General features: G+C 65.8%; 24 protein-coding genes and 1 pseudogene. 13 read left to right on the forward strand and 12 right to left on the reverse strand.

Features of this window, described 5'->3' with window-relative positions; all coding sequences use genetic code 11:
- Position 1 precedes the first annotated feature (1 nt).
- The 6 genes from AC3WLF_RS00435 (at position 2) to tssL (ending at position 6,773) form a co-directional block, all read left to right on the forward strand.
- The gene (locus AC3WLF_RS00435) at positions 2–877 is read left to right on the forward strand and encodes a DUF4123 domain-containing protein (protein WP_492357643.1); all 876 of its coding nucleotides are present in this window, start codon (positions 2–4) and stop codon (positions 875–877) included.
- Entirely contained in the window at positions 861–1,481 is a 621-nt protein-coding gene (locus AC3WLF_RS00440; protein WP_492340447.1) for a DUF3304 domain-containing protein, read from the forward strand. Before AC3WLF_RS00435 ends, AC3WLF_RS00440 begins: the two co-directional genes overlap by 17 nt.
- Before the next feature lie 101 nt (positions 1,482–1,582).
- Positions 1,583–2,200, forward strand: coding sequence for a DUF3304 domain-containing protein (locus AC3WLF_RS00445; protein WP_492340446.1), 618 nt, complete (start codon positions 1,583–1,585; stop codon positions 2,198–2,200).
- A complete protein-coding gene (locus AC3WLF_RS00450; RefSeq protein ID WP_492340445.1) occupies positions 2,197–3,015 on the forward strand; it encodes a DUF3304 domain-containing protein in 819 nt (272 codons plus the stop codon). The genes AC3WLF_RS00445 and AC3WLF_RS00450 overlap by 4 nt, the downstream gene beginning before the upstream one ends.
- Positions 3,012–5,402: a T6SS phospholipase effector Tle1-like catalytic domain-containing protein gene (locus AC3WLF_RS00455; protein ID WP_492357644.1), complete on the forward strand. Its 2,391-nt coding sequence runs from the start codon at positions 3,012–3,014 to the stop codon at positions 5,400–5,402. The genes AC3WLF_RS00450 and AC3WLF_RS00455 overlap by 4 nt, the downstream gene beginning before the upstream one ends.
- A gap of 63 nt (positions 5,403–5,465) precedes the next feature.
- Complete coding sequence (gene tssL, locus AC3WLF_RS00460; protein ID WP_492318527.1) at positions 5,466–6,773, forward strand: type VI secretion system protein TssL, long form; 1,308 nt, start codon at positions 5,466–5,468, stop codon at positions 6,771–6,773.
- A gap of 28 nt (positions 6,774–6,801) precedes the next feature.
- Here the strand turns inward: tssL and AC3WLF_RS00465 are convergent.
- The 3 genes and pseudogenes from AC3WLF_RS00465 to AC3WLF_RS00475 all read right to left on the reverse strand — a co-directional run.
- Positions 6,802–6,882: pseudogene (locus tag AC3WLF_RS00465) on the reverse strand (IclR family transcriptional regulator); the annotation flags it as partial.
- Positions 6,883–7,091: 209 nt separating this feature from the next.
- Positions 7,092–8,396 carry an MFS transporter gene (locus tag AC3WLF_RS00470; RefSeq protein ID WP_492357645.1) on the reverse strand — a complete coding sequence of 435 codons (1,305 nt, stop codon included), beginning with the start codon at positions 8,394–8,396 and terminating at the stop codon, positions 7,092–7,094.
- Positions 8,397–8,504: 108 nt separating this feature from the next.
- Positions 8,505–9,098, reverse strand: coding sequence for a TetR/AcrR family transcriptional regulator (locus tag AC3WLF_RS00475; protein ID WP_492352092.1), 594 nt, complete (start codon positions 9,096–9,098; stop codon positions 8,505–8,507).
- Between the two features lie 163 nt (positions 9,099–9,261).
- On the opposite strand from AC3WLF_RS00475, the gene AC3WLF_RS00480 reads away from it, so the two are divergent.
- From AC3WLF_RS00480 to AC3WLF_RS00500, 5 genes are all read left to right on the forward strand, one after another.
- Positions 9,262–10,029 carry an SDR family NAD(P)-dependent oxidoreductase gene (locus AC3WLF_RS00480; RefSeq protein WP_492352091.1) on the forward strand — a complete coding sequence of 256 codons (768 nt, stop codon included), beginning with the start codon at positions 9,262–9,264 and terminating at the stop codon, positions 10,027–10,029.
- 238 nt (positions 10,030–10,267) lie between these two features.
- Positions 10,268–11,611 (forward strand): MFS transporter, encoded by a 1,344-nt coding sequence (locus AC3WLF_RS00485; protein WP_492357646.1) that lies wholly within the window; start codon positions 10,268–10,270, stop codon positions 11,609–11,611.
- A gap of 81 nt (positions 11,612–11,692) precedes the next feature.
- Positions 11,693–12,808 (forward strand): NADH:flavin oxidoreductase/NADH oxidase, encoded by a 1,116-nt coding sequence (locus AC3WLF_RS00490; RefSeq protein ID WP_492356256.1) that lies wholly within the window; start codon positions 11,693–11,695, stop codon positions 12,806–12,808.
- Between the two features lie 29 nt (positions 12,809–12,837).
- Positions 12,838–13,260 (forward strand): VOC family protein, encoded by a 423-nt coding sequence (locus tag AC3WLF_RS00495; RefSeq protein WP_492352089.1) that lies wholly within the window; start codon positions 12,838–12,840, stop codon positions 13,258–13,260.
- 264 nt (positions 13,261–13,524) lie between these two features.
- Positions 13,525–13,692: a hypothetical protein gene (locus AC3WLF_RS00500; protein WP_010812488.1), complete on the forward strand. Its 168-nt coding sequence runs from the start codon at positions 13,525–13,527 to the stop codon at positions 13,690–13,692.
- 240 nt (positions 13,693–13,932) lie between these two features.
- Here the strand turns inward: AC3WLF_RS00500 and AC3WLF_RS00505 are convergent, their stop codons facing one another.
- From AC3WLF_RS00505 to AC3WLF_RS00520, 4 genes are all read right to left on the reverse strand, one after another.
- A complete protein-coding gene (locus AC3WLF_RS00505; protein ID WP_492357647.1) occupies positions 13,933–15,567 on the reverse strand; it encodes a hypothetical protein in 1,635 nt (544 codons plus the stop codon).
- Positions 15,568–15,900: 333 nt separating this feature from the next.
- Positions 15,901–17,502 (reverse strand): hypothetical protein, encoded by a 1,602-nt coding sequence (locus AC3WLF_RS00510; RefSeq protein WP_492352087.1) that lies wholly within the window; start codon positions 17,500–17,502, stop codon positions 15,901–15,903.
- Positions 17,503–17,694: 192 nt separating this feature from the next.
- Complete coding sequence (locus AC3WLF_RS00515; RefSeq protein ID WP_492318518.1) at positions 17,695–18,336, reverse strand: AraC family transcriptional regulator; 642 nt, start codon at positions 18,334–18,336, stop codon at positions 17,695–17,697.
- Between the two features lie 121 nt (positions 18,337–18,457).
- Positions 18,458–19,162, reverse strand: coding sequence for a Crp/Fnr family transcriptional regulator (locus AC3WLF_RS00520; RefSeq protein WP_492318517.1), 705 nt, complete (start codon positions 19,160–19,162; stop codon positions 18,458–18,460).
- Positions 19,163–19,430: 268 nt separating this feature from the next.
- Here AC3WLF_RS00520 and AC3WLF_RS00525 point away from each other — a divergent pair, with 268 nt between their 5' ends.
- A complete protein-coding gene (locus AC3WLF_RS00525; protein ID WP_492318516.1) occupies positions 19,431–21,065 on the forward strand; it encodes an acyl-CoA synthetase in 1,635 nt (544 codons plus the stop codon).
- 15 nt (positions 21,066–21,080) lie between these two features.
- Here the strand turns inward: AC3WLF_RS00525 and AC3WLF_RS00530 are convergent, their stop codons facing one another.
- The 3 genes from AC3WLF_RS00530 to AC3WLF_RS00540 all read right to left on the reverse strand — a co-directional run bounded on the left by AC3WLF_RS00530 (position 21,081) and on the right by AC3WLF_RS00540 (position 22,144).
- Positions 21,081–21,353, reverse strand: coding sequence for a DUF6566 family protein (locus AC3WLF_RS00530; protein WP_492340442.1), 273 nt, complete (start codon positions 21,351–21,353; stop codon positions 21,081–21,083).
- A gap of 24 nt (positions 21,354–21,377) precedes the next feature.
- Positions 21,378–21,656, reverse strand: coding sequence for a hypothetical protein (locus AC3WLF_RS00535; protein ID WP_492318514.1), 279 nt, complete (start codon positions 21,654–21,656; stop codon positions 21,378–21,380).
- Positions 21,657–21,895: 239 nt separating this feature from the next.
- Positions 21,896–22,144, reverse strand: a complete 249-nt coding sequence (locus AC3WLF_RS00540; RefSeq protein ID WP_492318513.1) for a hypothetical protein — start codon at positions 22,142–22,144, stop codon at positions 21,896–21,898.
- A gap of 136 nt (positions 22,145–22,280) precedes the next feature.
- On the opposite strand from AC3WLF_RS00540, the gene AC3WLF_RS00545 reads away from it, so the two are divergent.
- Positions 22,281–23,411, forward strand: coding sequence for an AGE family epimerase/isomerase (locus AC3WLF_RS00545; protein WP_492318512.1), 1,131 nt, complete (start codon positions 22,281–22,283; stop codon positions 23,409–23,411).
- A gap of 413 nt (positions 23,412–23,824) precedes the next feature.
- Here the strand turns inward: AC3WLF_RS00545 and AC3WLF_RS00550 are convergent, their stop codons facing one another.
- Positions 23,825–24,058 (reverse strand): hypothetical protein, encoded by a 234-nt coding sequence (locus AC3WLF_RS00550; RefSeq protein WP_010812497.1) that lies wholly within the window; start codon positions 24,056–24,058, stop codon positions 23,825–23,827.
- A 98-nt stretch (positions 24,059–24,156) separates the two neighbouring features.
- Entirely contained in the window at positions 24,157–24,525 is a 369-nt protein-coding gene (locus AC3WLF_RS00555) for a hypothetical protein (RefSeq protein ID WP_010812498.1), read from the reverse strand.
- Positions 24,526–24,532 lie beyond the last annotated feature (7 nt).

Here is a 24,532-nt window from a genome sequence, read left to right on the forward strand (position 1 = left end):
GATGACAACCGAACCAAACCCCGTCTGTATCTACGCGCTCGCCGACGGCGCCCAGCACCCGCAGCTGATTGGCGACCTGATGCGCGAGGCCACCGAGCACCGTAATGTATATGCCGGCCTCCCCGAGGAAGACGCGGGCGACGCCTCGCTGTTCCTGGCGCGCATTGCAGATGCAGGCGAACCGTGGCTTGCCAAGCTCGACGAACTGGACTTGCTCGCCCCCTGCATGACCCTGATCTGGAGCCGCGTCGGCATCGACGCGCTCGCCACGCACCTGCGGCAGTTCCTGATCGCCGACCTCGGCGACGGGCTGAACGCCATGGTGCGATATTTCGATCCGCGCAACCTGCGCACGGTCATGACGCTGTGGGGCGAAGAGACGACGCACAAGCTGATGGCACCCATTCTCCAGTGGAAGTACCGCGGCCATGAGACCGAGTGGAAGCGACTGGATGGGCCGCTGAACGGCAATCAGTTCGAGACGACACCAGTTGCCATTGCATTCGATGAGCAGCAGGTTGATGACTTCATGGCGCACTGCGAGCCGGATCAGATGCTGGCGGGCCTCGTTGAAGACGGCACCGTACCGGGCGATGGTCCCTACCTGCCGCGCTTCCTGGATTTCGTTGCGCGTTACAAGCGCGTGGCTGCCTGGCGGCTCATCGAGCCCGCCGACCGCCTTGGGTACTGCCAATACTCGTACCGCTATGGCGCCGACTTTGATCAAGATCCAGAGGTGTACCGCGCGTTGGAACAACGGACGCACGAGGGCGGCAGCTTCAACGCCTGCATGGCCCATGTTCCTGACTACGTGTGGAAGCGCGTGATTGCCAGGCAGGCCGATCAAGAAGCGGAGAAGAATGATGACAAAAAATAGCTTGAATCGGAAGCGCGCACATCGATGGCAAGCCGCACTGGTGTTGCTGGGCGCGCTTGGTGCCCTTTCTGCATGCTCGGGGGAATCGCGGACTGACTTGGCGGCAAAAACCACCGTTGGAGTTGAGAAGGAGCACGTAAGTCCCGGCAGCGCTCGCGGTCTGAACTACTCGTCCGATGCAATCTATAGCTATTACGTCACGGGTCCACGTGGAATGACTGGAGGCGGTGGCAAGATGAGTCCGGCTTATGAGGAAGGGCCTGCTGAGCCTGGCGAGATGTGTTGCGTCGGCATCCCTCAGCCATGGAAGCCCGGCACGCAGCTACGCATCGAATGGGAGCGCGACCGCAAGCCCTTTGACTACAAGGACCGAAGTGGGCTGGCGGTGCTGACTGCAACGGTCACCGTGCCGGAATATGCGGCAAGAACATCAGGCTTTTGGGCGATTTTCCTGCCAGGGGACCGCGTGAAAGTCATGGTGGCAGACGGCAACGCCAATGGGCATAACGATCTCAACGTCAGACCTGCCGATGACGATCCTTTCATTGTCAAGGGAGTGCGTGACGAGGCCCTGACCCAGCAAGCACTGAAGAGATTTCAATAATGAGCGAGGGCGCACCTTCAACGCCTGCATAGCGGATGTCCCGGACTACGTGGGGAACCGCGTGTTCGTCACGCAGGCCGATCAACAAACGGAGAAGAACGATGAGAAAAAGTAGCTTGATGCGGAAGCGCGCTCCTTCATGGTTCGCCGCGCTGGTGTTGCTGGGCGCGCTTGGAGCCCTTTCGGCATGCTCGGGGGAATCGCGGACTGACTTGGCGGCAAAAACCGCCGTTGGAGTTGAGAAGGAGCACGTAAGTCCCGGCAGCGCTCGCGGTCTGAACTACTCGTCCGATGCAATCTATAGCTATTACGTCACGGGTCCACGTGGAATGAACGGTGGTGGCGGAAACATGGGGCCTGCATACAAAGAAGGACCTGCCGAGCCTGGCGAGATGTGTTGCGTCGGCATCCCTCAGCCATGGAAGCCCGGCACGCAGCTACGCATCGAATGGGAGCGCGACCGCAAGCCCTTTGACTATAAGGACAGAAGCGGGCTGGCGGTGCTGACTGCAACGGTCACCGTGCCGGAATATGCGGCAAGAACATCAGGCTTTTGGGCGATTTTCCTGCCAGGAGACCGCGTGAAAGTTATGGTGGCGGACGGCAACGCCAATGGGCATAACGATCTCAACGTCAGACCTGCCGACGGCGATCCTTTCATTGTCAAGGGAGTGCGTGATGAGGCCCTGACCCAGCAAGCACTGAAGAGGTTCCAATGATGACCGCTTTCCGCCTACCCATTGCCATGCCGGAAACGGATGAGGGTCGCCTTCCCGAGGGAAAGCGCGCCTACCAGAATGGCAAGACCACCGTGGACGATCTCCATGGCGCCTGTGAACAGACGATTCACATCAACCTGTTCTTCGATGGTATCAGCGACTGCCAGGCAGACCGATCAAACAAACGGAGAAGAACGATGACAAAAAGTGGCTTGAATCGGAAGTGCACACATCGATGGCAAGCCGCTCTGGTGTTGCTGAGCGTGCTCGGTGCCCTTTCCGCATGCTCGGGAGAGTCACGGTCTGACCTGTCGGCCGATGCCGCCGGCGGGGCCGCCAAGGAAGAAATCTATGGGGGTGGCGTGCGCGGGCTGAACTACTCGTCAGATGCTATCTATAGCTTTAGCGTCACCGGGCCACGTGGCATGAACGGTGGCGGCGCAAACATGGGGCCTGCATACAAAGAAGGCCCTGGCGAAGCGGGCGAGAAATGCTGTATCGGGATTCCGAAATTCTGGAAGCCAAGTACGCAACTGAAGATCAAATGGGAGCGCGACCGCAAGCCCTTCGACTACAAGGACAGAAGCGGGCTGGCGGTGCTGACTGCAACGGTCACCGTGCCGGAATACGGTCCGGATACCTACGGATTCTGGGCGATATTCCTACCGGGGGATCGTGTCAAAGTGATGGTCATGGACGGCAATGCGAATGGTCACAATTCCGTCAGAACGAAGCCCGCAGATGACGACCCTTTCGTCGTTCAAGGTGTACGTGACGAGGCCCTGACCCAGCAAGCACTGAAGAGATTCCAATGATGACCGCTTTCCGCCTGCCTATTGCCATGCCGGAAACGAGGACCGGCCGCCTTCCCGAGGGAAAGCGGGCTTACGAAAACGGCAAGACCACGGTGAACGATCCTATTGGTGCCTGTGAACAGACCATCCAAATCAATCTCTTCTTTGACGGCACCAACAACAACGACGACGCGAAAACCCAAGAGCGGTGGAGAGATTCGTATCACCACACGCACACGAACGTGGCGCGGCTTTTCAATGCCTGCCCGCCTCGTACCCAGAACGGCATTTATAGCTATTACATTGCCGGGGTCGGCACGCCATTTCCCGAACTGGGCGAGGCTACCTATGACAGTTGGGGGAAGGGCTTTGCTGTGGGTTTCGCCAAGCGCTGCGCGTGGGGTTACACCTGTGTCCTAAATGCCGTGCACGAAGCAATGGTGCCAGGCGAAGATGCGGGGCTCATAACCAACCAGGAGGCAAGCGCAATCTGCGCTAAGCTCGACTGGAAACTCGGTTCCTCCTTGCTCACTACCAAGGAAAAGCACCTCGGCAGCCTGCACGAGTCGCTGGTTCAGCAATGCAAGCGCAATCGCCTCATCAGGAAGGCTTACGTAAACGTGTTCGGCTTTTCGCGGGGCGCGGCGGGCGCCCGGGTGTTCGTCAGTAAGCTGATTAATTACTGGGCCAAGGCCGGGAAGCTGGCGGGCAAAATTGACTATGAAGTCAACTTCATGGGGCTGTTCGATACGGTCGCGTCGGTCGGCCCGCCCGAGTCGTTTCAATCCGCCGTGGATCTGGAATACTTCGACGGGCATTTCTGGGCGGCAGGGGGCGGCGCCCTGAACATTCCCGCCCAGGTGCGGCGGTGCGTGCATTTCTTCTCCATGCATGAACAACGCATGAGCTTCCCGCTGGATTCCATCCGGAAGGGGAAGAGCTACCCGGCAGGCGACAGCAAGCTGCTGGAAGTGCCCTATCCAGGCGTCCACTCAGACGTGGGTGGCAGCTACGAGCCGGGCGATCAGGGCAAGTCGGTCAAGGGCGAGGGCCACCGGTTGGGCAAGATTCCGCTGCACGACATGTACATCGAGGCGCTGAAGGTCGGTGTGCCGCTGCGGCTGGTGGATGCCAAGAACGACGAAGACCGGATGGATGCGAACAACATGCAGGATTTCGCCATCGACCCCGCCGTCGCCAAGGCCTTCAACGACTGGCGGGCAGCACTGCCCGCCATTGACGGCGTGGAGAAGGCCCTCGAAATTGGCCTGCGGCAAAGCCTGCAATGGCGCACCTTGCGCGCACGCTGGCACACCGGCACCTACGTTACCAACCAAGGGTTCTACCACTATTGCGCGGAGCCGGCGAACAAGCGCGAGGACAGCAAGACTCCCCAGCAACTGCGCACGGACGTGGATAAGAGAAGGAAGGCCGATCCCGTAATCCAGAAGCTGGAACAGGACAACATCCAGTTGAAGCTTCAGGTCCAGCAGCTCAGAGACCGGGCAATGTTTCCCCAGACGACTTCGCAGTCCATGGCGGATTTGACGAAGCGCCGAGCCCTGGAGGCCAGGGTTGCCGCGAACGATGCCGCCATCGCCGCGCGAGAGAATGCGCTGATGGCGGAGGCGGTTGGCAAGAACCCGGCCGACTGCCGCCCTGGGGAAGGTGCCGATGAATTTGTCACCAATGACCGCACCGACTTGCTGGAGGCGGCTGAGGAATTCCAGTTGCTATTGGGATACCTGCACCCCGAGCTTCAGCCCAGCTTGAATGTGCGGAAGGAAATGATGGCCCGGCCGGTCTTTTCACCCATCGGGGCAGCGGAACGGGTCGCCAATGGTTTCAAGTACCTGGCGACCCCCCGCGCAGAGCGTCCACGCACGGATTCGAAGCTGCTCGTTATGGTCGACGACGATATCTTGACCAGAAGCGCTGCCGTTCGCGGTTATTGGCCTATCGATGACGTATTGGTGGAACCTGCGCCGGAGATGATTCTCTACCTGAGGGCCACGACCGCTGCCAAAGCCGTGGACGACTTTGCCTTGCGCGAGAAGGCAGCCATTGAGTTGTTCGATAACTACATCCACGACAGCCGTGCCTGGTTCCGTGTGCCGAATTTCCACGAATACGCACCAGGCGGCTACGGGTGGGCCAGGACATTCTTTGTCGGCGACAACAAGGCAGTGCGGCACCTCGGCATGAGCGCAAAGGGCGTGTTGGACACGGTGCAAGATACCGCTCTGGCCGTCGAGCGCGAAATCGATGCCGCCAGGGACAGGGCGATGCGGGCCTTGGGCGACGCAGCAGGGCGCGCAGCGGATGCCGCCCGGGATACAGTCATCGATCAAGGCAGGAAGGCCATGGAAAGAGTCATCCCCTCGGGATTCCCGATGCCAAGACTGTGACGGGCGCATGATGGCAAATGCACCGCTCATGCCGCATCCGTCAATCCTTGAAGGAACGCCAACATGACAGCATGGCTAGACCAAGATGATCCCGCGCCGCAACGGACACGGCCGCCGAAACCAGGCTCCTCTGCCAGGCAGGCCGTAACCGGCCAGGAGGCCCAGGAGCCCGCCACGAAGCTTCTCCCTTCAGCCAAGACCATCGAGGCCCGCATCGCCGAGATCAACGGTGCGCGCAATCCCCTGCTGAAGGCCGCCAGGCCGCTGCTGCGCGCACTGGCAGACATCCCGCCCAAGCTGGACAAGCGCGGTGAGGTGGAACGTCTGCGCACCCTGCTGGAGCAGGAATTGCGCACCTTCCAGGCGGTGTGCGACCGACTGAACATCGACCGCAAACACACCACCGCCGCGCACTACGCACTCTGCACCGCGCTGGATGAGGCCGTGAGCCATACCGAGTGGGGCGGCGGCAGTGCGGCTTCGCTGGGCGCATGGCCTGGCAGCGCCCTGGCCTCGACCTTCCACCAGGACCGCGAGGGCGGCACCAAGGTGTTCCTCATCCTGGGCCGGTTGGTGGAATCGGTGGCCGAGAACATCGGCACCATCGAGGTCTACTACCACATCCTCTCGCTGGGGTTTCAGGGGCGGTATCGCGGCATGGCGGACGGTGACCAGCAACTGCACGCGATCCGGGGACGCTTGCTCGATGCGATCAGCAAGCACAACGGACCGCTGCCCAAGGAACTGTCTTCCCACTCGCAGCCCGCCCCGCCTGGCCGCTTCCGTCACCTGAGCGGCATCCCGGTCTGGATGACCTGCGCAGCGGGCCTTCTGGCCGTCGCTGGTCTGGCCGGATACTACAAGTACCAGCTGATGCTCCAGGAGCGTGACGTAGTGCAACAGATCGGGGCCATTGGCAACCTGACTCCGCCCCCGGCACCGAAGGCGTTGCGCCTGGCCGAGCTGCTCAAGGACGAGATCGCGCGCGGCGTGGTAGCTGTCAGGGACGACAACCAACGCAGCACCGTAGTGTTCCGCGGCGACGACATGTTTGGCGCGGGCCGGGCCGAGGTCAATGCGAAGCTGACGCCGGCGCTGAACAAGGTGGCGGGCGAAATCAATAAGTTGCAGGGCAAGGTGCAGGTGATCGGCCACAGCGACAACCAGCCCATCAAGAGCGCCCGCTACCCGTCCAACCAGGCCCTGTCCGAGGAGCGTGCCGCCATGGTCAGCGAATACCTCGCCAGCCAGGGCGTCGCCAAGGGACGCCTCGAAGCCGTCGGCAAAGGCGACACCGAGCCGTTGACGGACAACAAGACCCCCGCCGGCCGCGCGGCGAACCGGCGGGTGGAAGTGGTCGTCACACAGTAGGCGCGGGATCTGCACTTCCCCCTCCTCAGGCCAGCAGCACGTGCCCTGAGCCGGTATCGATCAGGCTGACGCGCGCCCCCTGCCGGATTGAAAGTCCCCACGTGCCCGGTCGGGCACCTGCGCCACGGATCAGCACGTTGCCTGTCCAAGCGCACGCTGCTCTATGCCAGCGTCGGCACCGTGCAGAACAGCGCCACGACGAACTTGCCACGCGTCGTTGCTCGTCGTTGCCATAGCTACGGCTATGGCGCCTCCTCGCGCCTAGCCTGACGACCGACCGGGCGATTTCATTTGGCAAGCTATCTACGGAACAGGACACTAGGCCCGCGCCGCCTCGGTTGCCGCCGCCGCGCGTGTCCGGCTGACCATCAGCGCCAGCAACGCCGCGACCATGCAGGCCGCGCCGGCCGCGTACAGCGCCGGCGTATAGGTCAGCAGCAGCGTACGGCTCAGCCCCGCGCCGAACGCCGCCACGGCCGCGCCGATCTGGTGGGCCGCGAAGATCCAGCCGAACACCATCGGCGCGCGTTCGCGCCCGAAGGCGGTGGCCGCCAGCTTGATCGTGGGCGGCACGGTGGCGATCCAGTCCAGGCCGTAGAACATCGCAAAGACCGACAGGCCGTACAGCGTGAAGGTTGAATGCGGCAGCCAGAACAGCGACAGGCCGCGCAGCGCGTAGTACCAGAACAGCAGCTTGCGGCTGTCATAGCGGTCCGACAGCCAGCCCGACAGGATGGTGCCGGCAAAGTCGAACGCACCCATCATCGCCAGCGCCGAGGCGGCCGGCACCGGGCCCATGCCGAAGTCGCCGCACAGCGCGATGAAGTGGGTCTGGATCAGCCCGTTGGTGCTCAGGCCGCAGATGAAGAAGGTGCCGGCCAATAGCCAGAAGGTCTGGGTACGGGCGGCATCGCGCAGCACCAGGAAAGGCCCGCGCAGCGTGAACGGCATGACGGGTTGCGCGGCGGGCGGCGTGGCCGGATGGGCCGGGACCTCGCCGAACGCGGCCAGGCCGACATCGGCGGGGCGGTTGCGCATCAGCGCGAACACCAGCAGCGCCAGCGCCGCGCAGGCAGCCAGCACCGGCAGCACGGCCACGCGCCAGCCCATATGCTCGACCAGCCAGGCGGCCACCGGCAGGAAAGCCAACTGCCCCGTCGCCGCGCTGGCTGTCAGGATGCCGATCACCAGCCCGCGCCGCGCGCTGAACCAGCGGTTGGCGACCACGGCCGCCAGCACCAGCGCGGTCAGCCCGGAGCCAACGCCCAGCATCAGGCCCCAGGCGACAAAGAGCTGCCACAACTCGGTCGACACGGTGGCCAGCGCCATGCCGCCGGCAATCAGCGCCAGCGCGGCGCAGACCACGTTGCGCACCCCGAAGCGATCCATCAGCAGGGCGGAGAAAGGTGCCATCAGCCCGAACAATGCAAAGCGAAACGCCAGGATCGATGAGATCTGGTCGGTGTTCCAACCCATCTCCTTGGTCAGCGGCTTCAGGAAGGCGCCAGGCAGGCCAAGCGCGGCCGAGGTGGTGAGCATCACCAGGAAGGTCAGGGCGGCGACCAGCCACGCGTAGTGGATGCCGCGCCGGTCGAGCCGGCTGGAAAGGGCTTGCGCGAACATGGGGGTCTCGTTGTCAGGGTCCGGGAGGCGTTGGCAAAGGGCAAAGCGAAGCCATCCCCGCCGTGTCTGACGGCGGCGAGGGTGTTTCAGCCTTGGGGAAAACGGGGTCTAGGCGGTGCTGCCCAGCAGGCGGGTCCGCACCGCGTTCAGCATTTCGTCGGAGAGCGGATCGCCGTCGGTGGCACGCGCCAGCGTGAGGGCGCCGACCAGCAGCGCCATGCGCACCAGCGCTTCATCGTGGCGCGCTTGCGGGTCATCGGTTTCAACGGTCTGCGCCATGTCGTCCACCAACACGCGCAAGCCTTCCACGTAGGCCTGGCGCACGGGCTTGCCGGCGGGCTCGCGGGCCACGTCCACGGCCAGCGCCGCGGCGGCACAGCCCACGCCCGGGTTGGCGCAATGCGCGGCGGTCAGGTAGGGCTCAACCAGGTTGGCCAGCATGGCCTTGCGGTCGCCGCCGGCGCGGGCCAGGCGGCGTTCCCAGCGGGCGGTCGATTCTTCAAACGCGCGCTTGCAGGCCTGCGCGGCCAGCGCGTCCTTGGAGGCGAAGTGGCCATAGAAGCCGCCATGGGTCAGGCCCGCGTCGGCCATCAACTCGGCCACGCTGACGCCATTCAGGCCACGTTCGCGGAACAGGCGCGACGACGCCTGTTCGATCGCCTCGCGGTTCTTGTCGGTTTGTTCGCGTGATGCGCGTGCCATCTGAAGACCTCTTCGGGATTTCTGCCTTGACCGGAGTTTAGATGATGACCATACTTTATTCAATAGATGACAGTTATCATCTATGTGCAGTCTCCCTTTCGCCGCATTTGTGCCGATGTGCTGTCCAGGTGCCGGCTCCCAATCCTCACAGGAGTGATCAGTCATGCAGAACCTTTTCGACCTTGGCGGCCGCGTCGCCGTCATCACCGGCTCCACCCGTGGCATGGGCCTGGAAATGGCGCGCGCGCTTGGCGCGGCCGGCGCCGCCGTGGTGGTGTCCGGGCGCGATGCAGGCGCGGCGCGCGACGCCGCCAGTCAGCTGGAGGCCGAGGGCATCCGCGCCACCGGCATCGCCTGCGATATCGCCGATGTCGAAAGCGTGCGCGCCTTCGCGGAGCAGGCGCTGGCCGCGTATGGGCGCGTCGATGCACTGGTGCTCAATGCCGCCGCGAGCGGCCAGCCCGGATCGATGCTGAGCCAGGGACCCGAGGTGTTCGATGCGGCGATGGCGGGCAATGTGCGCGGCAACCTGGTGCTGGTGAACGCCCTGGCGCCGCAGATGATCGAGCGCCATGACGGATCCATCATCTTCATGTCGAGCATTGCCGCCAGGCGTGGCTCTGCCTTCCTGGGGATGTACAGCGTGACCAAGGCCGCCATCGACCAGGCGGTACGCAGCCTGGCGCTGGAGCTGGGGCCGTCCGGCATCAACGTCAACGCAATCAATCCCGGCCCGGTGCGCACCGAGTTCTCGCGCGACGCGCTGTGGGGCGACCCGGAGCGCGAGGCGCGGCTGGCTGCCGGCGTGCCGATGCGGCGCATCGGCGAGGCCAGCGATGTCGCGGGTCTTGCCGTCCTGCTGGCGGCACCGTCCGGGCGCTTTATCAACGGGCAGAGCATCGGCGTGGATGGCGGGCTGTCGGTGCAGTAGCCCCGGGCCTTGGCGGCCGGCCAATGCTCAGTGTCATTCGCCGGGCAGGGGGGGGCGAAATGTGCATACATATGAACGCGCCTTCAGCACGTTGAAGGGTTTTCCCGTATCGTCTTGACCTGACGTTCACCATGCCTTGTGTGCAGCCCTCGCACCACTAGTCCCGGCATGGCGGCAACCGGTAAAGACAGTGTCCAGCACAGCACCCCTCCAATCCGCTTCCACCGCGGACGCCGCCATGACTTCGCGCGAGCGCCGCGGCATGGCCGCCATCCTCATCGCCGTCGCCCTTGCCACCCTGGATACCGCGATCGCCAACACGGCGCTGCCGTCGATCGCGGCGGACCTGCGCGCCACGCCGGCCGCGTCGGTGTGGGTGATCAATGCCTACCAGCTGGCCATGGTGTCGACGCTGCTGCCGTTCGCGGCGCTGGGCGGCGTGGTGGGCCACCGGCGCATCTACCTTGGCGGCGTGGTGCTGTTCACGGCCGCCTCCGTGGTGTGTGCGCTGGCGTGGTCGCTGCCGACGCTGGCGGCGGCGCGGGTGCTGCAAGGCATCGGCGCGGCGGCAATCATGAGCGTCAACACGGCGCTGATCAGCGCGATCTTCCCCACGCACCGGCTCGGGCGCGGGCTGGGGCTCAATGCGCTGGTGGTGGGCGTGTCGTTCGCGGTGGGCCCGACAGTGGCCTCGGTGATCCTCTCATTTGGCACGTGGCCGTGGCTGTTCGCCGTCAACCTGCCGATCGGCCTGCTCGCGCTGGCGATCGGGCGCGGCTCCTTGCCGCAGACGCCGCGCAGTGCGCATGGTTTCGACCGCATCGCGGCGGGGCTCAGCGTGGTTGCCTTTGCCGCACTGGTCCTTGCGCTGGGCGAAGGCGCGCAACGCGCGCCGCTGCACCTGTCACTGGCCGCGGCGGGCATCTTCGTGGTGACGTTCGGCCTGCTGCTGTGGCGCGAGCGTGGCCATCCGGCACCGATGCTGCCGGTGGACCTGTTCCGGCGGCCCATGTTCGCGTTGTCGACGCTGACCGCGGTGTGCTCCTTCGCCGCGCAGGGCCTGGCCTTCGTCTCGCTGCCGTTCTACTTCCAGCACGTGCTCGGGCGCGGGCAGGTCGAGACCGGTTTCCTGCTGACCCCGTGGTCCGTCGTGGTGGCGCTGATCGGGCCGCTTGCCGGGCGCCTGTCTGACCGCTACCCGCCGGCCGTGCTCGGCGGCGTGGGGCTGGCGGTGCTCAGCGCCGGCATGCTGTCGTTGGCCATGCTGCCGGCCGACCCTAGCGCGCTCGATATCTGCATCCGCATGTGCATCTGCGGCGCGGGTTTCGGCTTCTTCCAGTCGCCCAACCTCAAGGCGTTGATGACTAGCGCCCCGCGCGAGCGCAGCGGCGGCGCCAGCGGCGTGGTGGCCACGGCGCGACTGCTGGGGCAGGCCACCGGTGCGGCGCTGGTGGCGCTGTGCTTTGGCATTGCCGGGGACCACGGGCCGGGGTTGGCCCTGGCGCTGGGCGCGGGCTTCGCCGGGCTGGCCGCGATCGCGAGCTGGCTGCGGCTGGCAGCGCGCGATCCGCTGGCGGCGTAGCGGCGTGGCCGGGCCGGCAGCAATCCCGGCGCCGTCCTAAAATCGATACTTCCTGTCCGATCCCTGCATGGAGCAGCACGCATGAGCCTTCTGTTCGAACCGCTCGTCATCGGCGACCTCACCCTCGCCAACCGCATCATCATCGCCCCGATGTGCCAGTATTCCGCGCAGGACGGCAACGCCGGCGACTGGCACATGATCCACCTCGGTTCGCTGGCGCTGTCCGGCGCCGGCATGCTGATCGTGGAAGCCACGGCCGTCTCGCCCGAAGGGCGCATCACGCCGCAGGACCTGGGCCTGTATTCCGACGAAAACGAGGCGGCGCTTGGCCGCGTGGTCAAGGCGATGCGCGCGCATTCGCCGATCGCCATTGCGATCCAGCTGGGGCATGCCGGCCGCAAGGCGTCGAGCCAGGCGCCGTGGGATGGGGGGCAGCAGATCGCGCCGGATGCGCCTGGTGGCTGGCATGCGGTGGCGCCTTCCGCGGTACCGCATGGCGCGGAAGAAGTCGCGCCTGTCGCGCTGGACCGTGCCGGCGTGGACAAGGTGCGCGATGACTTTGTCACGGCGGCAAGGCGTGCGGCGCGGCTTGGGCTGGACGGAATCGAGATCCATGCTGCGCACGGCTACTTGCTGCACCAGTTCCTGTCGCCGCTGGCCAACCATCGTGACGACGAATACGGCGGCAGCCTGGAAAACCGCATGCGTTTCCCGATCGAGGTGTTCGACGCGGTGCGTGAGGTGTTCCCGGCTGAGCGTCCGGTGTGGATGCGTATTTCCGCAACCGACTGGGTGCCGGGCGGATGGGATATCGAAGGAACGGTGGCGTTGTCGAAGGCGCTGAAGGCGCGCGGCTGCGCGGCGATTCATGTGACCACCGGCGGCGTGTCGCCGCAGCAGGCGATCAAGCTCGGGCCCGGCTACCAGGTGCCGTACGCGCAGCGCGTAAAGGCCGAGGTTGGCCTGCCGACGATTGCGGTGGGCCTGATCACTGAGCCGGAGCAGGCCGAAGCCATCATCGCCAATCATGAGTCCGACGCGGTGTCGTTGGCCCGTGCCATGCTGTATGACCCGCGCTGGCCCTGGCATGCGGCCGCGCGGCTGGGCGCAAGCGTGCACGCGCCGAAGCAATACTGGCGGTCGCAGCCGCGCGAACTGAAGGACCTGTTTGCCGATGCGGCTTTCGGGCAGCGCTAGGCTGCCGGTCTACACAGGAGGAACCCGCCATGAAACCTCGGATTACGCTGATCACGCTGGGTGTCGATGACCTGCAGCGTGCGGTCCGCTTCTATCGCGACGGCCTGGGACTGCCCACCGCAGGCATTGTCGGCGAGCAGTTCGAGCACGGCGCCGTGGCCTTCTTCGACCTGCAGGCCGGATTGAAGCTGGCGGTCTGGCCGCGCACCAGTCTTGCGCATGACACCGGACTGCAGGTGACACCGCGCGCGCAGACGGATTTCTCGCTGGCGCATAACGTCGGCGACAAGGCGGAAGTGGATGCGGTGATGGCCCAGGCGCTGGCCGCGGGCGCCAGCGTGGTCAAGCCGGCGCAGGACACGTTCTGGGGCGGGTACGCCGGCTATTTCCAGGATCCCGACGGGCATCTGTGGGAAATCGCCTGGAATCCTGAGATGCTGCCCGCGGATTGAGGACCGGCGCGATGCGCGCCTTGCGCACGCCCGGTTCCTTCGATCAAGACCTTGCCTTGCGGCGCTGCATCATGACTGGTGCGGTGCCGCAAAGGGATTTCCATGATTGCCACGCTCCGTCGAAGTGGTGACTATCATTTCAACAGACAGCCATAGCATGCTGGCGACGGAGCGTCCCCACGCATTCCCGCAAGACCCCCGCATCACGCTCCGTCGGCAGCCCACCGAAGTAAAGCAATAAGAACAATGGCAAGGGAGACATCCATGCAAGTCTATGACAGCCTGCTGTATGTGACTGCGATGGTGCTGGTGTGTTTGTATGTGTATCTGGGCGTGCTGTCCCGCAGCACGGCGATCCGGCTGGGTTCCCCGGCGATCGTTGCGGGGCTGGTGCTCGCCTATTCGCTGTCCCCGCTGCACTCGGGCGGCTGACGCCCGCCGGTCCCCGGCTGAGCGGGGGTTCTGCTAACTCTACCGCGGCCGCCGCCTGACGGTCGGGGTTGCCTTCGCCCTGCGTGATCGAGTCGCGCGGCAGCATATCGATCGCCGCCTGCAATTCCTGCGATAGCACCGGCTTGTGCAGCCCAACAAAAAAAAGCCGGCGCCGCAAGGCGACACCGGCTTGAATCGTTGTCCGGACGCAGCAGTCCGGCCTGACGACTTGCAGCGGAGTTACAGACGGTTGACCGAGATACTGAAGAACCGGCGAGCCGTATTCACGCCGATCGCCACATTCAGGCCCGTGTTGCCAATCGACATGCTGATGGCCTCACTACCGCCGCTGTTGTTGGGAGTCGGGGCGCGGTAGCGCAGCCCGTCGAGCGGGGTATTCACCTTCCAGGTGTCCACCCGTCCGTCGTCGCGCTCGCGCGTGTACGTGTTTGCCTGGGTATCCACCGCGGTGAACTTGACTGTGGAGGCTGTCGTCGTGCTGATGCCATCGGGCGTGGCGGAGTTGCTGTCCACCGGAAGAATGCTCGTGTCCCAGAACGCATTGGTCGCGCCCACGGCAGGCAGCGCACGGGCGATCCGCCTGGTGGCCATCATGAATCCGTCACCGTGGGTGAAGACGATGACCAGTTGCCCATCGGTGCCCTTGAACGCGTAGGCCCGCTCAGCACCACCGTCCTGGTCGGTGACGTTCAGGCCGCCATCGGGGTTGAGCGTGATGGTGGGAAATTCATCCGGCAGCCATGCCGAGCACGAATCCAGGCCCGAGCAATCTGCGCCGGCGGTCACCTTGCCCGCGGCATCCAGGCTGAAGTTCACGCGCGACGCCGCGTACGGCGACGGGCCATCGCGCTCATAGCCAAGACCATTCCAGTCGCCGGCCAGGTCGGCCAGGGTCAGTGCCTGGGAAGGAATCAGCAGGGCGGGCAGGCGGTTGACCGTGCCAGCCGGAGGCAGCACCACGCTCAGGCCCGACTTGGAGACCAGCACGGTGTCGGTGCCTGCGGTGAAGCGGCAGGCTTCCGATGCGTCGGCGGTGAAGGTGGTCACGTCGGTGCCCAGCTTGAACTGCAACGTGGCGGCGTCCATTTCGCCGGTTTCACCAATCGGCGTGCCCAGTTCTACGACGTGGTACTTGCCGGTCTTCAACCCGGCGCAGGTGGCCGCTGCCGGTTGGAGTGCGGTCTGGACTGCCGCTGCGCCGGCATTGGACGCGACTGCCGAAGAGAGTTCGGCCAGCGTGGTCTTGGACGCTTCCAGGCGATCGCCCAGCTGGTCCAGCAGCTTGTCCTGTGCATTGCCGGCGTTGGCGCCGTTGGCTGCCACCAGCGGATCCTTGACCGGGTCGATGCCGGAAAGGTCGACCACGCCCGTCAGCACCAGGCGCACGGCGCCGATGGCACTGGTTACGTTGTCGGACGTGAGCCTGGCTTGCGCGTTCGCATCGAACTGCTCGAAGAAGGCATCGGTATTGCCCTGTGCCAGCGAAGCGGTGACCAGTTCGGTCAGCGGCGTGATGTTGGCCGTCGCGGTGGTGCCGGTGCCGGCTTCGACCACGGAATGCAGCGTGGTGCCGTCAGGCGCCGTGACGCTGAGCACGCAGGGGCGCGTCGCGCCTTCGATGCTGATGGTGAAGCTGCCGTCCGCCGCGGTGGTGGCGGTGCCGCTGCCCGATGCGCACTTGGCTTGCACGGCGGCATTGCCCAGTGCGGCGCCAACTGCGGCGGTGCCGCTGATCTTGGTCGCGGCAGGTGCCGCCGTGGTGGTGGTCGGCGCGGTCGAACCGCCATCGCCGCCTCCGCATGCAGACAGGACCGCCGTCGCCAGACCCGTCAAGAACAGTTGTTTTGTTTTCATCCCGTTTTCGCCCTGTATGGTTTTTGTTCTGGTGGAGTCCTGCGGTGGTCGATATCCAGCTCATGCAGGCCCCGCCCACGGGGTGGTTGACCCGCCCCGCGAGGCGAGTCTGCGTGATAGGGGGGATGGGGCCAACCCGAGTTCAGGCGATTGACAAAGTGTCGGGAGTGTGTGGCAGAGGCTGCTGCGGCAATGCTGCGGGATGGCTGTCACGTGCCTGGCTGCCGTGGCTGCATTGGTCTCGCTGGAAAAAGAAAAGCCGGTGCCGCAAGGCGGCACCGGCTTGGTTCGTGTCCGGGCACGGGGTGCCCGGATTCACCGTTGGCGGCGAGGTTACGGGCGGCCGACCGAGATATCGTAGAACGATCCGTTCACGGCGATGCCGAGGGTCAGGCCGGTATTGCCCGGGATCAGCGAAATCATTGCCGATGCATTGCTGGTTGCGGCGCGATGGCGCAGGCCAATGGCCGGGCTGTTCACCTTCCAGACGTCCAGACGGTTGTCTTCCAGGCGCTTGCGGGTGTAGCTGCCGCTCTGGGCGTCGACCGCCTCGATCGTGGTCGACCACACCGTCGGGCCGTTCAATACGGGGGCCATGCCGGAGTACAGGACCGAATCCCAGTACGAGCCGCCCGAGCCCACCACTGGCAGCGTGCGTGCGATCTGCTTGGCGGCGATCATGAAGCCGTCGTCGTGCGTGATGATGACGGTCACCTGGCCATCGGTGCCCTTGAAGGCATAGGCAAACTGGGCGCCGAAGCTGTCGGTGATCTTGAAGCTGCCGTCGGCGTTGGTGCTGACCGTCGGCAGTTCATTCGGCAGCCAGGCTTCACAGGTGTCGAAGCCAGAGCAGTCCGCCCCCTTGGCCACCTTGCCTGCCGTATCGATGCTGAAAGTCACGCGACGCGGTGCATACGGCGTCGTGTTGTTGTCACGCTCCATGCCGAGGCCGTTCCAGTCGCCGGCCAGGTCGGTCAGCGCAATGGACTGGGCCGGCACCAGCAGGGTGGGCAGGTCCGACAGGGTGCCTGCCGGCGGCAGCACTACGCCCAGGCCCGACTTGGAGACCAGCGCCGTGTTGGTTGTGCTGTTCTCGCCCGGCACCGTGAAGCGGCAGGCTTCCGCCGTGACGGCGGTGAAGGGGACCGCCTCGGCGCCGATCTGGAGCTTCAGCGCGGCAGCATCGATCTCTCCGGCTTCAGCGGCCGCGGTGCCCAGCCCGATCACATGGTACTTGCCGGTCTTCAACCCGGCGCAGGTTGCCGCTGCCGGTTGCAATGCGGTCTGGACTGCCGCTGCGCCGGCATTGGACGCGACTGCTGAAGAGAGTTCGGCCAGCGTGGTCTTGGACGCTTCCAGGCGATCGCCCAGCTGGTCCAGCAGCTTGTCCTGCGCATTGCCGGCGTTGGCACCGTTGGCTGCCACCAGCGGGTCCTTGACCGGGTCGATGCCGGAAAGGTCGACCACGCCCGTCAGCACCAGGCGCACCGCGCCGATGGCACTGGTTACGTTGTCGGACTTGAGCCTGGCTTGCGCGTTCGCATCAAACTGCTCGAAGAAGGCGTTGGTGTTGCCCTGTGCCAGCGAAGCGGTGACCAGCTCGGTCAGCGGCGTGATGTTGGCCGTCGCGGTGGTGCCGGTGCCGGCCTCGACCACGGAATGCAGCGTGGTGCCGTCAGGCGCCTTGACGCTGAGCACGCAGGGGCGGGTGGCGCCTGCGATGTTGATGGTGAAGCTGCCGTCCGCCGCGGTGGTGGCGGTGCCGCTGCCCGATGCACACTTGGCCTGCACGGCAGCATTGCCCAGTGCGGCGCCAACTGCGGCGGTGCCGCTGATCTTGGTGGTGGCAGGCGCAGTCGATTCCCCTCCACCGCCTCCGCATGCCGACAGCATGGCTGCTGCCAGACCCGTCAAAAACAGATGTTTTGTTTTCATCCCTGTATTGCTTTCTGTGGTTTTTGTTATGGCAGGGCGCTGCGGTGTTGGACACCCGGCTCATGCAGGACCCCGCCCACAGGGTGGCTGGCCCGCCCTGCGGGCGCGATTCTGCGCGAAGGGCGCAAATGTCGCCAACCTTCGTTGCGGTGGTTGACAAATTCCGCGCCGTGTGACGCGCAGGCCGCTGCGTCAGGCAGCCGTCGGCACAAGTCCGGGCCAGGTGGCAGTTGGCACTGTGGTGCGGCTGCCTGCCCGGCAATCTTCCACCAGGCGCGCCGCATCGATGCCGAACCAGTTCTGCCAGCTGCGCGCCAGCGCGCTGCCGGAACGCAGGCCGGCATGCGCCGCCACCACGTCCAGCGAAGGCACCGGGCCGGCGGCGGCCAGCGCGTGCAGGGCATGGGCGGCGCGTTGCTCGCGCAGCAGCGGGTGCAGGGCCTCGCCTTCGGCGAAGAGCCGGGCGCGCACCTGGCGGGCCGGCACCTGCCATTGCGCGGCCAGGCGCTCGACATTCCAGTCGGTATCGGGGCGGGAAAAGACCAGGCCGGCAAAGCGGCGCGACCAGGGCCTGTCGCCGGGCTTGCCGGCCAGGCGCGGGCATTCACTGTCCGGGACGGCAGTCAGGACGATGGCGCAAGGGTGCTGCCACGTGCCGGGCAAGTCGCAGTCGAAGTGGGCAAAGGCGTGAACCACGAACGGGTCGCCGGGCCGCACCTCGCGCCGCGCATTGGCATCGCGCAGGCTGGCCGTGCCGTGCAGGGCTTGTACCTGCACGGCAAAGGGGAAGCGCAGGCGGGCAAAGCGGACGTGGTGACGGCTGACAAGCGGCATGCGGAATACAACCCGGAAGCTGAGCGGGGGTGCGGCCGGTAACTGTCGCAGGATTCCACCGGCGGCGCAAGGCCGCGGGCATCGTCCGCTTGATCGTTCACGGCGCCCGGTGGCGGCAGCGTTACAGCTCGGACAGCCCGAAGTGGCGCAGCCGGGGCAGGTCGGTCACGCGGATGCTCTGGTAGGACAGGTGGACCATGCCGGCATCGGCCAGCCGGCGCAGCGCCTGGTTGACGCGTTGGCGCGACAGCCCGGTCAGCAGGCCGATCTCTTCCTGCGACAGTTCCAGCACGGGGCTGGTGCGCGGATACAGGTCCGGGTGGAACAGCTGCGCGATGGCCTGCGCCACGCGCGCATCGGCGCCCAGCAGGCGGTCGTTCTGCACGGTGGCGATGAATTGGCCCATGCGCTCGTTGAGCTGGCGCACGACAAAGCTGGCGAACGGCAGGCTCTGCGCCAGCAGCGTGTTGAACACCGGCCCCGGCACCAGCAGCACCTGCGAGTCACGGATCGCGATCACGTCATAGCGGCGGTCTTCGCGCTTGATCACGCTGCCTTCGCCGCACCAGCCGCCGGCGGGCACGCCGGAGAAGGTGCAGCCGCGCCCGTCGGGGGTGTACACCGCCAGCTTGATCAGGCCGCTGTCCACCCCGATCCAGTGGCGCGAGGGCTCGCCGCGCCGGGCGATGAAGGCGCCCGCGGCAAAGGACTGGAGCAGCGTTTCGCGCGCGGCCAGCGCCTGGTGTTCCGGCGCCAGTGCGCCGAACCAGGCATGGCCGGCAAGGACTGCGGCAGGGGCGGAAATCGGGTCTGCAGGTTCGCTCATGGCATGGACGCGCGGCTCGGGCCGGGTCCCTGTAAGAATCGTGTAAGCCTTGCCTGGCGCGGGTTTGCGGCAGGTTTGTCGTCTGGGCGACAGTGCGCCAGCGTGTGCGATGATAGCCTTGTGCCAGAAAAAGTGACAGCGCCGGATGGCGCGGACAATGGTCACCTCGCCCCGGACATCGCTGCACCCATGCAGCGCATCGACAGCATCACGCGGCCTGTTGCGCGGCCCTGCCGCCAACGCCGCCAGATACGCGGAGACACAAGCAATGCCCACCGATTTCGACAGCGGCCTGGCCCGCAACGCGGCCAACTTCGTGCCGCTTACGCCCATCGACTTCCTGGTCCGCGCCGCCGAGGTGTACGGCCAGCGCCTGGCCATCGTGCACGGCCCGCTGCGCCAGAACTGGCGCGACACCTATGCGCGCGCACGGCGCCTGGCCAGCGCGCTGGCGCGTGCCGGCATCGGCAAGGGCGATACCGTGGCCGCGCTGCTGCCCAATACGCCGGCCATGGTGGAGGCGCATTTCGGCGTGCCGATGGCGGGCGCCGTGCTCAATGCGCTCAATATCCGCCTCGACGCCGCCAACCTGGTCTTCATGCTGCGCCATGGCGAGGCGCGCGTGCTGCTGGCCGATACCGAGTTTGCCGACCTGGCGCGCCAGATGGCGCTGGAAATTCCCGGCCTGAAAGTCATTGCCGTGCATGACGTGCTGGGCCCGCAAGAGGCTCCGTTCGGCGACGCCGACTACGAAGCGTTTCTCGCCTCGGGCGACCCGGACTACGCGTGGCACATGCCGGCCGACGAGTGGGAAGCCATCGCGCTGAACTACACCTCGGGCACCACCGGCGACCCCAAGGGCGTGGTCTACCACCACCGCGGCGCGGCCATCAATGCCGTGTCCAATATCCTTGAGTGGGATTTGCCCAAGCACCCGGTCTACCTGTGGACGCTGCCGATGTTCCACTGCAACGGCTGGTGCTTCCCGTGGACCGTTGCGGCGCGCGCGGGCGTCAATGTGTGCCTGCGCAAGTTCGAGCCCAGGCTGGTGTTCGACCTGATGCGCGAAGAGGGCGTGACCCACTACTGCGCCGCGCCGATCGTGCATACCGCGCTGGTCAATGCACCCGCCGCGTGGCGCGAGGGCGTGCGCGGCCCGGTGCGCGGCATGGTGGCCGGCGCTCCGCCGCCGGCCGCGGTGCTGGCGCAGATGGAGGCGATGGGGTTCGAGCTGACCCATGTCTATGGCCTGACCGAGGTCTACGGCCCGGCCGCGGTCTGCGCCGAGCAGGATGACTGGAGCGCGCTGTCCGAGCAGGAGCGCGCGGTCAGGAAGGCGCGCCAGGGCGTGCGCTATCACCTGCAGTCGCAGGTGGCGGTGCTCGATCCCGATTCCATGCAGCCGGTGCCGGCCGATGGCGAGACCATCGGCGAGATCATGTTCCGCGGCAATATCTGCATGAAGGGCTACCTCAAGAACGAGAAGGCCACGCGCGAGGCCTTTGCCGGCGGCTGGTTCCATACCGGCGACCTGGGCGTATGCATGCCCGATGGCTATATCAAGATCAAGGACCGCAGCAAGGACATCATTATTTCCGGCGGCGAGAACATCTCCAGCGTTGAAGTGGAAGACGCGCTCTACCGGCATCCCGCGGTGCTGGCCGCCGCGGTGGTGGCGCAGCCCGATGCCAAATGGGGCGAGACCCCATGCGCGTTTGTCGAACTGAAAGACGGCGCCAGCGTCAGCGCGGAAGAACTGATCGCGCATTGCCGCACGCTGCTGGCGGGCTTCAAGGCGCCCAAGGCGGTCTACTTCGGGCCGCTGCCCAAGACCTCGACCGGCAAGATCCAGAAGTTCGAGCTGCGCCGCAAGGTGAAGTCGGATTCCGCGATCGATGTTTGATGGGCCGAAGCGGCGCTAGTGTAGCGCCGCGTCCTCGGCATCGTGCAGGCCGGCGATGTGCGTGTCGATGGCCTCGCGCCCCCAGGCAATGCCTGCGCGCGTGGCGTCGGTGGCGCAGCCAAAGCGCGTCTGCGCGGCCGGGCAGGGCAGCGCCAGCTTGTTGCCGTGATGCCAGATCTCCGCGCGCAGCGTCCACCACCCGTCATGCTGGCCGCCATAGCGCAGCGCCGCGACATGGATGCGGTGGCCGCGGTAGGTCACGTTCTGGTCATGCCATCCGCTGGGCATAGGCGTCGGGCGCGCCGGGGCAACTCAGCGCACCCGCAACTCGGCGGGGGTGCCGGGTTTTGGCGGGCGGTGCCAGTCCTGATCGATGTCGGGGAACACCTCACATTCACCCCGCACGATGTTTTCGATGGTGGCGCACACGCATTCGGTGCCGCGCGGCCCCACGCAGACCAGGCTGCGCGGATGGTCGGTGTGCTGCGGGATGGCATAGACGCGCATGCCCTCGCGGAAGAGGGGATGCTTGGTGAGGCGCTCGTTCATCAGTTCAACGAAGCGCTGGGGCGTGACGACCGGCTTATCCATTGCATGCTCCTGCGGCCTTGCCCACCGTGCCCGTTTCTAGGGGCGGCATGGCGACCAGGTCAGTTAAGGCCAGGAATATGACAGGCAGGTGGCAGGAAGCGCCCCGGGCAGCATACGTTGCCCGGGCGTGGCCGGAACGGAAAACCGCAGGTAAATGCATACCCCGCGTTGCCACTGCCACGCTTCCAGACTAGGACACGCGGCACGTAGTGCAAGTGTTGCGCGATGCCGTGGGGGCTTCAGGTGGCGTGCAGTTCGCCTGCGGCGCGCGGACCGTTCAGTATGCCGTTGCCGGCGGCCCAGCAGGCGGCCTCGGCCTCTGCGCGGGAACCGTAGGTGGATGGCGCCGCGACGGTGCAATCCTCGTCGGCGGCGCCACAGCGTTCTTCCATGACGATGCGCCAGGTGAACTGGCCGGGTGCATCTTCAAGGACGTGAAGCACCAATGTGCGGTGCTCGTCAGTCAGCGTGAGGGGCAAAGTCGACATGGGTGTCTCCCGTTCGCGGGTGGGCGCCATTGATGCTAGCAAGAGCTCGCCGCAAATGCCATGACTGTCTTGCGGCCGCGGCATGGCAAGATACTGCCTTTGCGGCCTTCGCCGCGCCTGTACTTTCCGCCAGACCATGCCCATCTCGCCTGAGCTAAACCAAGGGGTCGCCGCCCTGACGGCACATTACGATGCCACCGTGCTGCCGCTGTGGACCGCCAGCGGCTGGAACGGCGACCTGCTGCTGCCCTACGAGGCACTCGACGGCGCCAGTGCCGCGCCGTTGCCGCCGGCCCGCTATCGCGCCATGGCATGCGCCCGCCAGCTCTATGTGTTCTCAATGGCCGGCAACCATGCGCATGCCGACACGCTCTTCGGCTCGCTGCAGGCCTACTTCGGCAATGGCGAGGGCGCGTGGCTCTACAGCGTCGACCCGGCCGGAACGCCGCTCGATGCCACGCGCGACCTCTATACGCATGCCTTCGTGATCTTCGCCTGCGCCAACTATCATGCGCGGCGCGGCAATCCTGACGCGCTCGACGTGCTCGATGAAACCGTCGATGTCGTCGAGGACCTCTTCAGCGACGAACAGGGCCTGTACCACGCCGCGCTTACCGAGCATTTCCGGCCCAAGGGTGCCGGCGTGCTGCAGAACCCCATCATGCACCTGACCGAGGCCTACCTGGCCGCGCTGGATGCGACCGGGGACGAATGGTATGCCGAACGCCTGCGCGAGATCGCGATGGCGGTGCATGAGCGCTTTGTCGATCCGGCCAGCGGCTGCATTGCCGAGCTCCCGCAAGGCAGCCCCGGCAACCGCATCGAGCCGGGCCATCAGTTCGAGTGGTTCTCGCTGGTGGCCGGCACGCCGGCGCTGTTCGGGGACTTGCCGCTGGCCGATACGCTGCGCCAGGCCTTTGCCTTCGCGCAGCGGCACGGCGTGGTGCCGTCGACGCAGGGCGTCAGCGCGGCACTGAACGCCGACGGCACCATGCTGGACGATACCCAGCGCATCTGGGCGCAGACCGAATACGCGCGCGCGCTCGCCGTGCATGGCGCGCCGGAGTCGCTGGCGGCGCTGGAAGCCTGGACGCAGCAGTTCCGCAGCCGCTTCCTGCACGATCACGGCTGGCATGAATGCCTGGCGCGCTCGGGCAGCGTGATGCGCGCCGACATGCCATCGACCTCCCCGTATCACCTGGCGACGTCCTACTCGGCGCTCGCCGCGCTGACCGGCGCGGCGTGGCCGGCATGGCCAGGGGCTTAGGCCACCCTGCGCACTTCGTGCGCGTCCGCGCGCGGCTCCCCCCGTTTATCTGTGGCGCAGCCTGCCGAGCAGGCTGCGCGCAGCGTTCCATGCTGCCAGCCCTGCCATCCAATGCTGGCGATGGCATGCAACTGACCGGTTATACACCTGCATCGGCCGATTGACAGGCATCCCCTGCTGCGCGTGTCCTGGTCAGCGGTCATGATTTCGAATACCTTATATCGGCGTGAAGATTATCCGGTCTGGCTCTGCTTCGGCCGAGGGGTAGTCGGCTACCGCGCTCTTATCAATTCTTTGCAGTCGTCGGTGGGCACCGCGCCTACACTCAAGCCCGCGCTCCGGCACGTGCTGTTGTTCTTCTTAACCACTGGTCGTCGTTCTGAAGTTACGGGCCGGGGCGCACCCGATGCGGCTCAGCGCCGCGCGCCGAGGGCCTGCGACAGCCGCTCCGGCTGTTGAGCGGCCGGGGACGCAGCGTGGGTCTGGATCAGGCCTGCGCCCGCGGGCTTCACCCGGACGGCCATTTGCTCGACCCTTTTGGCGGCCTGGGTCTCGGCGTGGTCATTCAGGATCAGGCACAGCAGTGTCAGCAAGGCTGCTGCGATCATGCTCAGCGCGATCCAGGCCAGGCAGTGCTTGCGTTCCATGGTAGGCGGGAAGGGGGGCGTCATCAGTGCGCGAAGTTTACGCGCCCGCGCGCAATGCAACTGTCAATCTTTGCAAACGCCGCCCGCCGTCCGGCCCGCTATTCCGTCACGCCGTTTTCATGCAGCAGCCGCTCGCATTCTTCCAGCATGTCGTAGGCAAACGCAGACTGGTAGTTGGGATCGAGGGCTTCCATCATCTCGTGCGCGGCGTACAGGCCGGCCTCGCGTGACAGGGTCTCAGCCAGCTGGCGTGCAAACTGGTCGCTCAGTTCGGACAACAGGCGCCGCTCGGACAGCGGCAACTGCAGCTTCGAGCGCGACAGCCATTCGCCGGCCAGCGTCGCACCCTGGGCGTCGGTCATCCATTGGCGGTGTTCGTAGTAGGCCGACAGCCGTTCGGCGGCGAGTGCGAACAGCAGCGCCTTGCGGGTATTGAAATCGATCCTGGGCAGTGGGGCGAGGGTCATGCTTGCA

The organism is Cupriavidus sp. FW306-01-F10A (assembly GCF_058782785.1).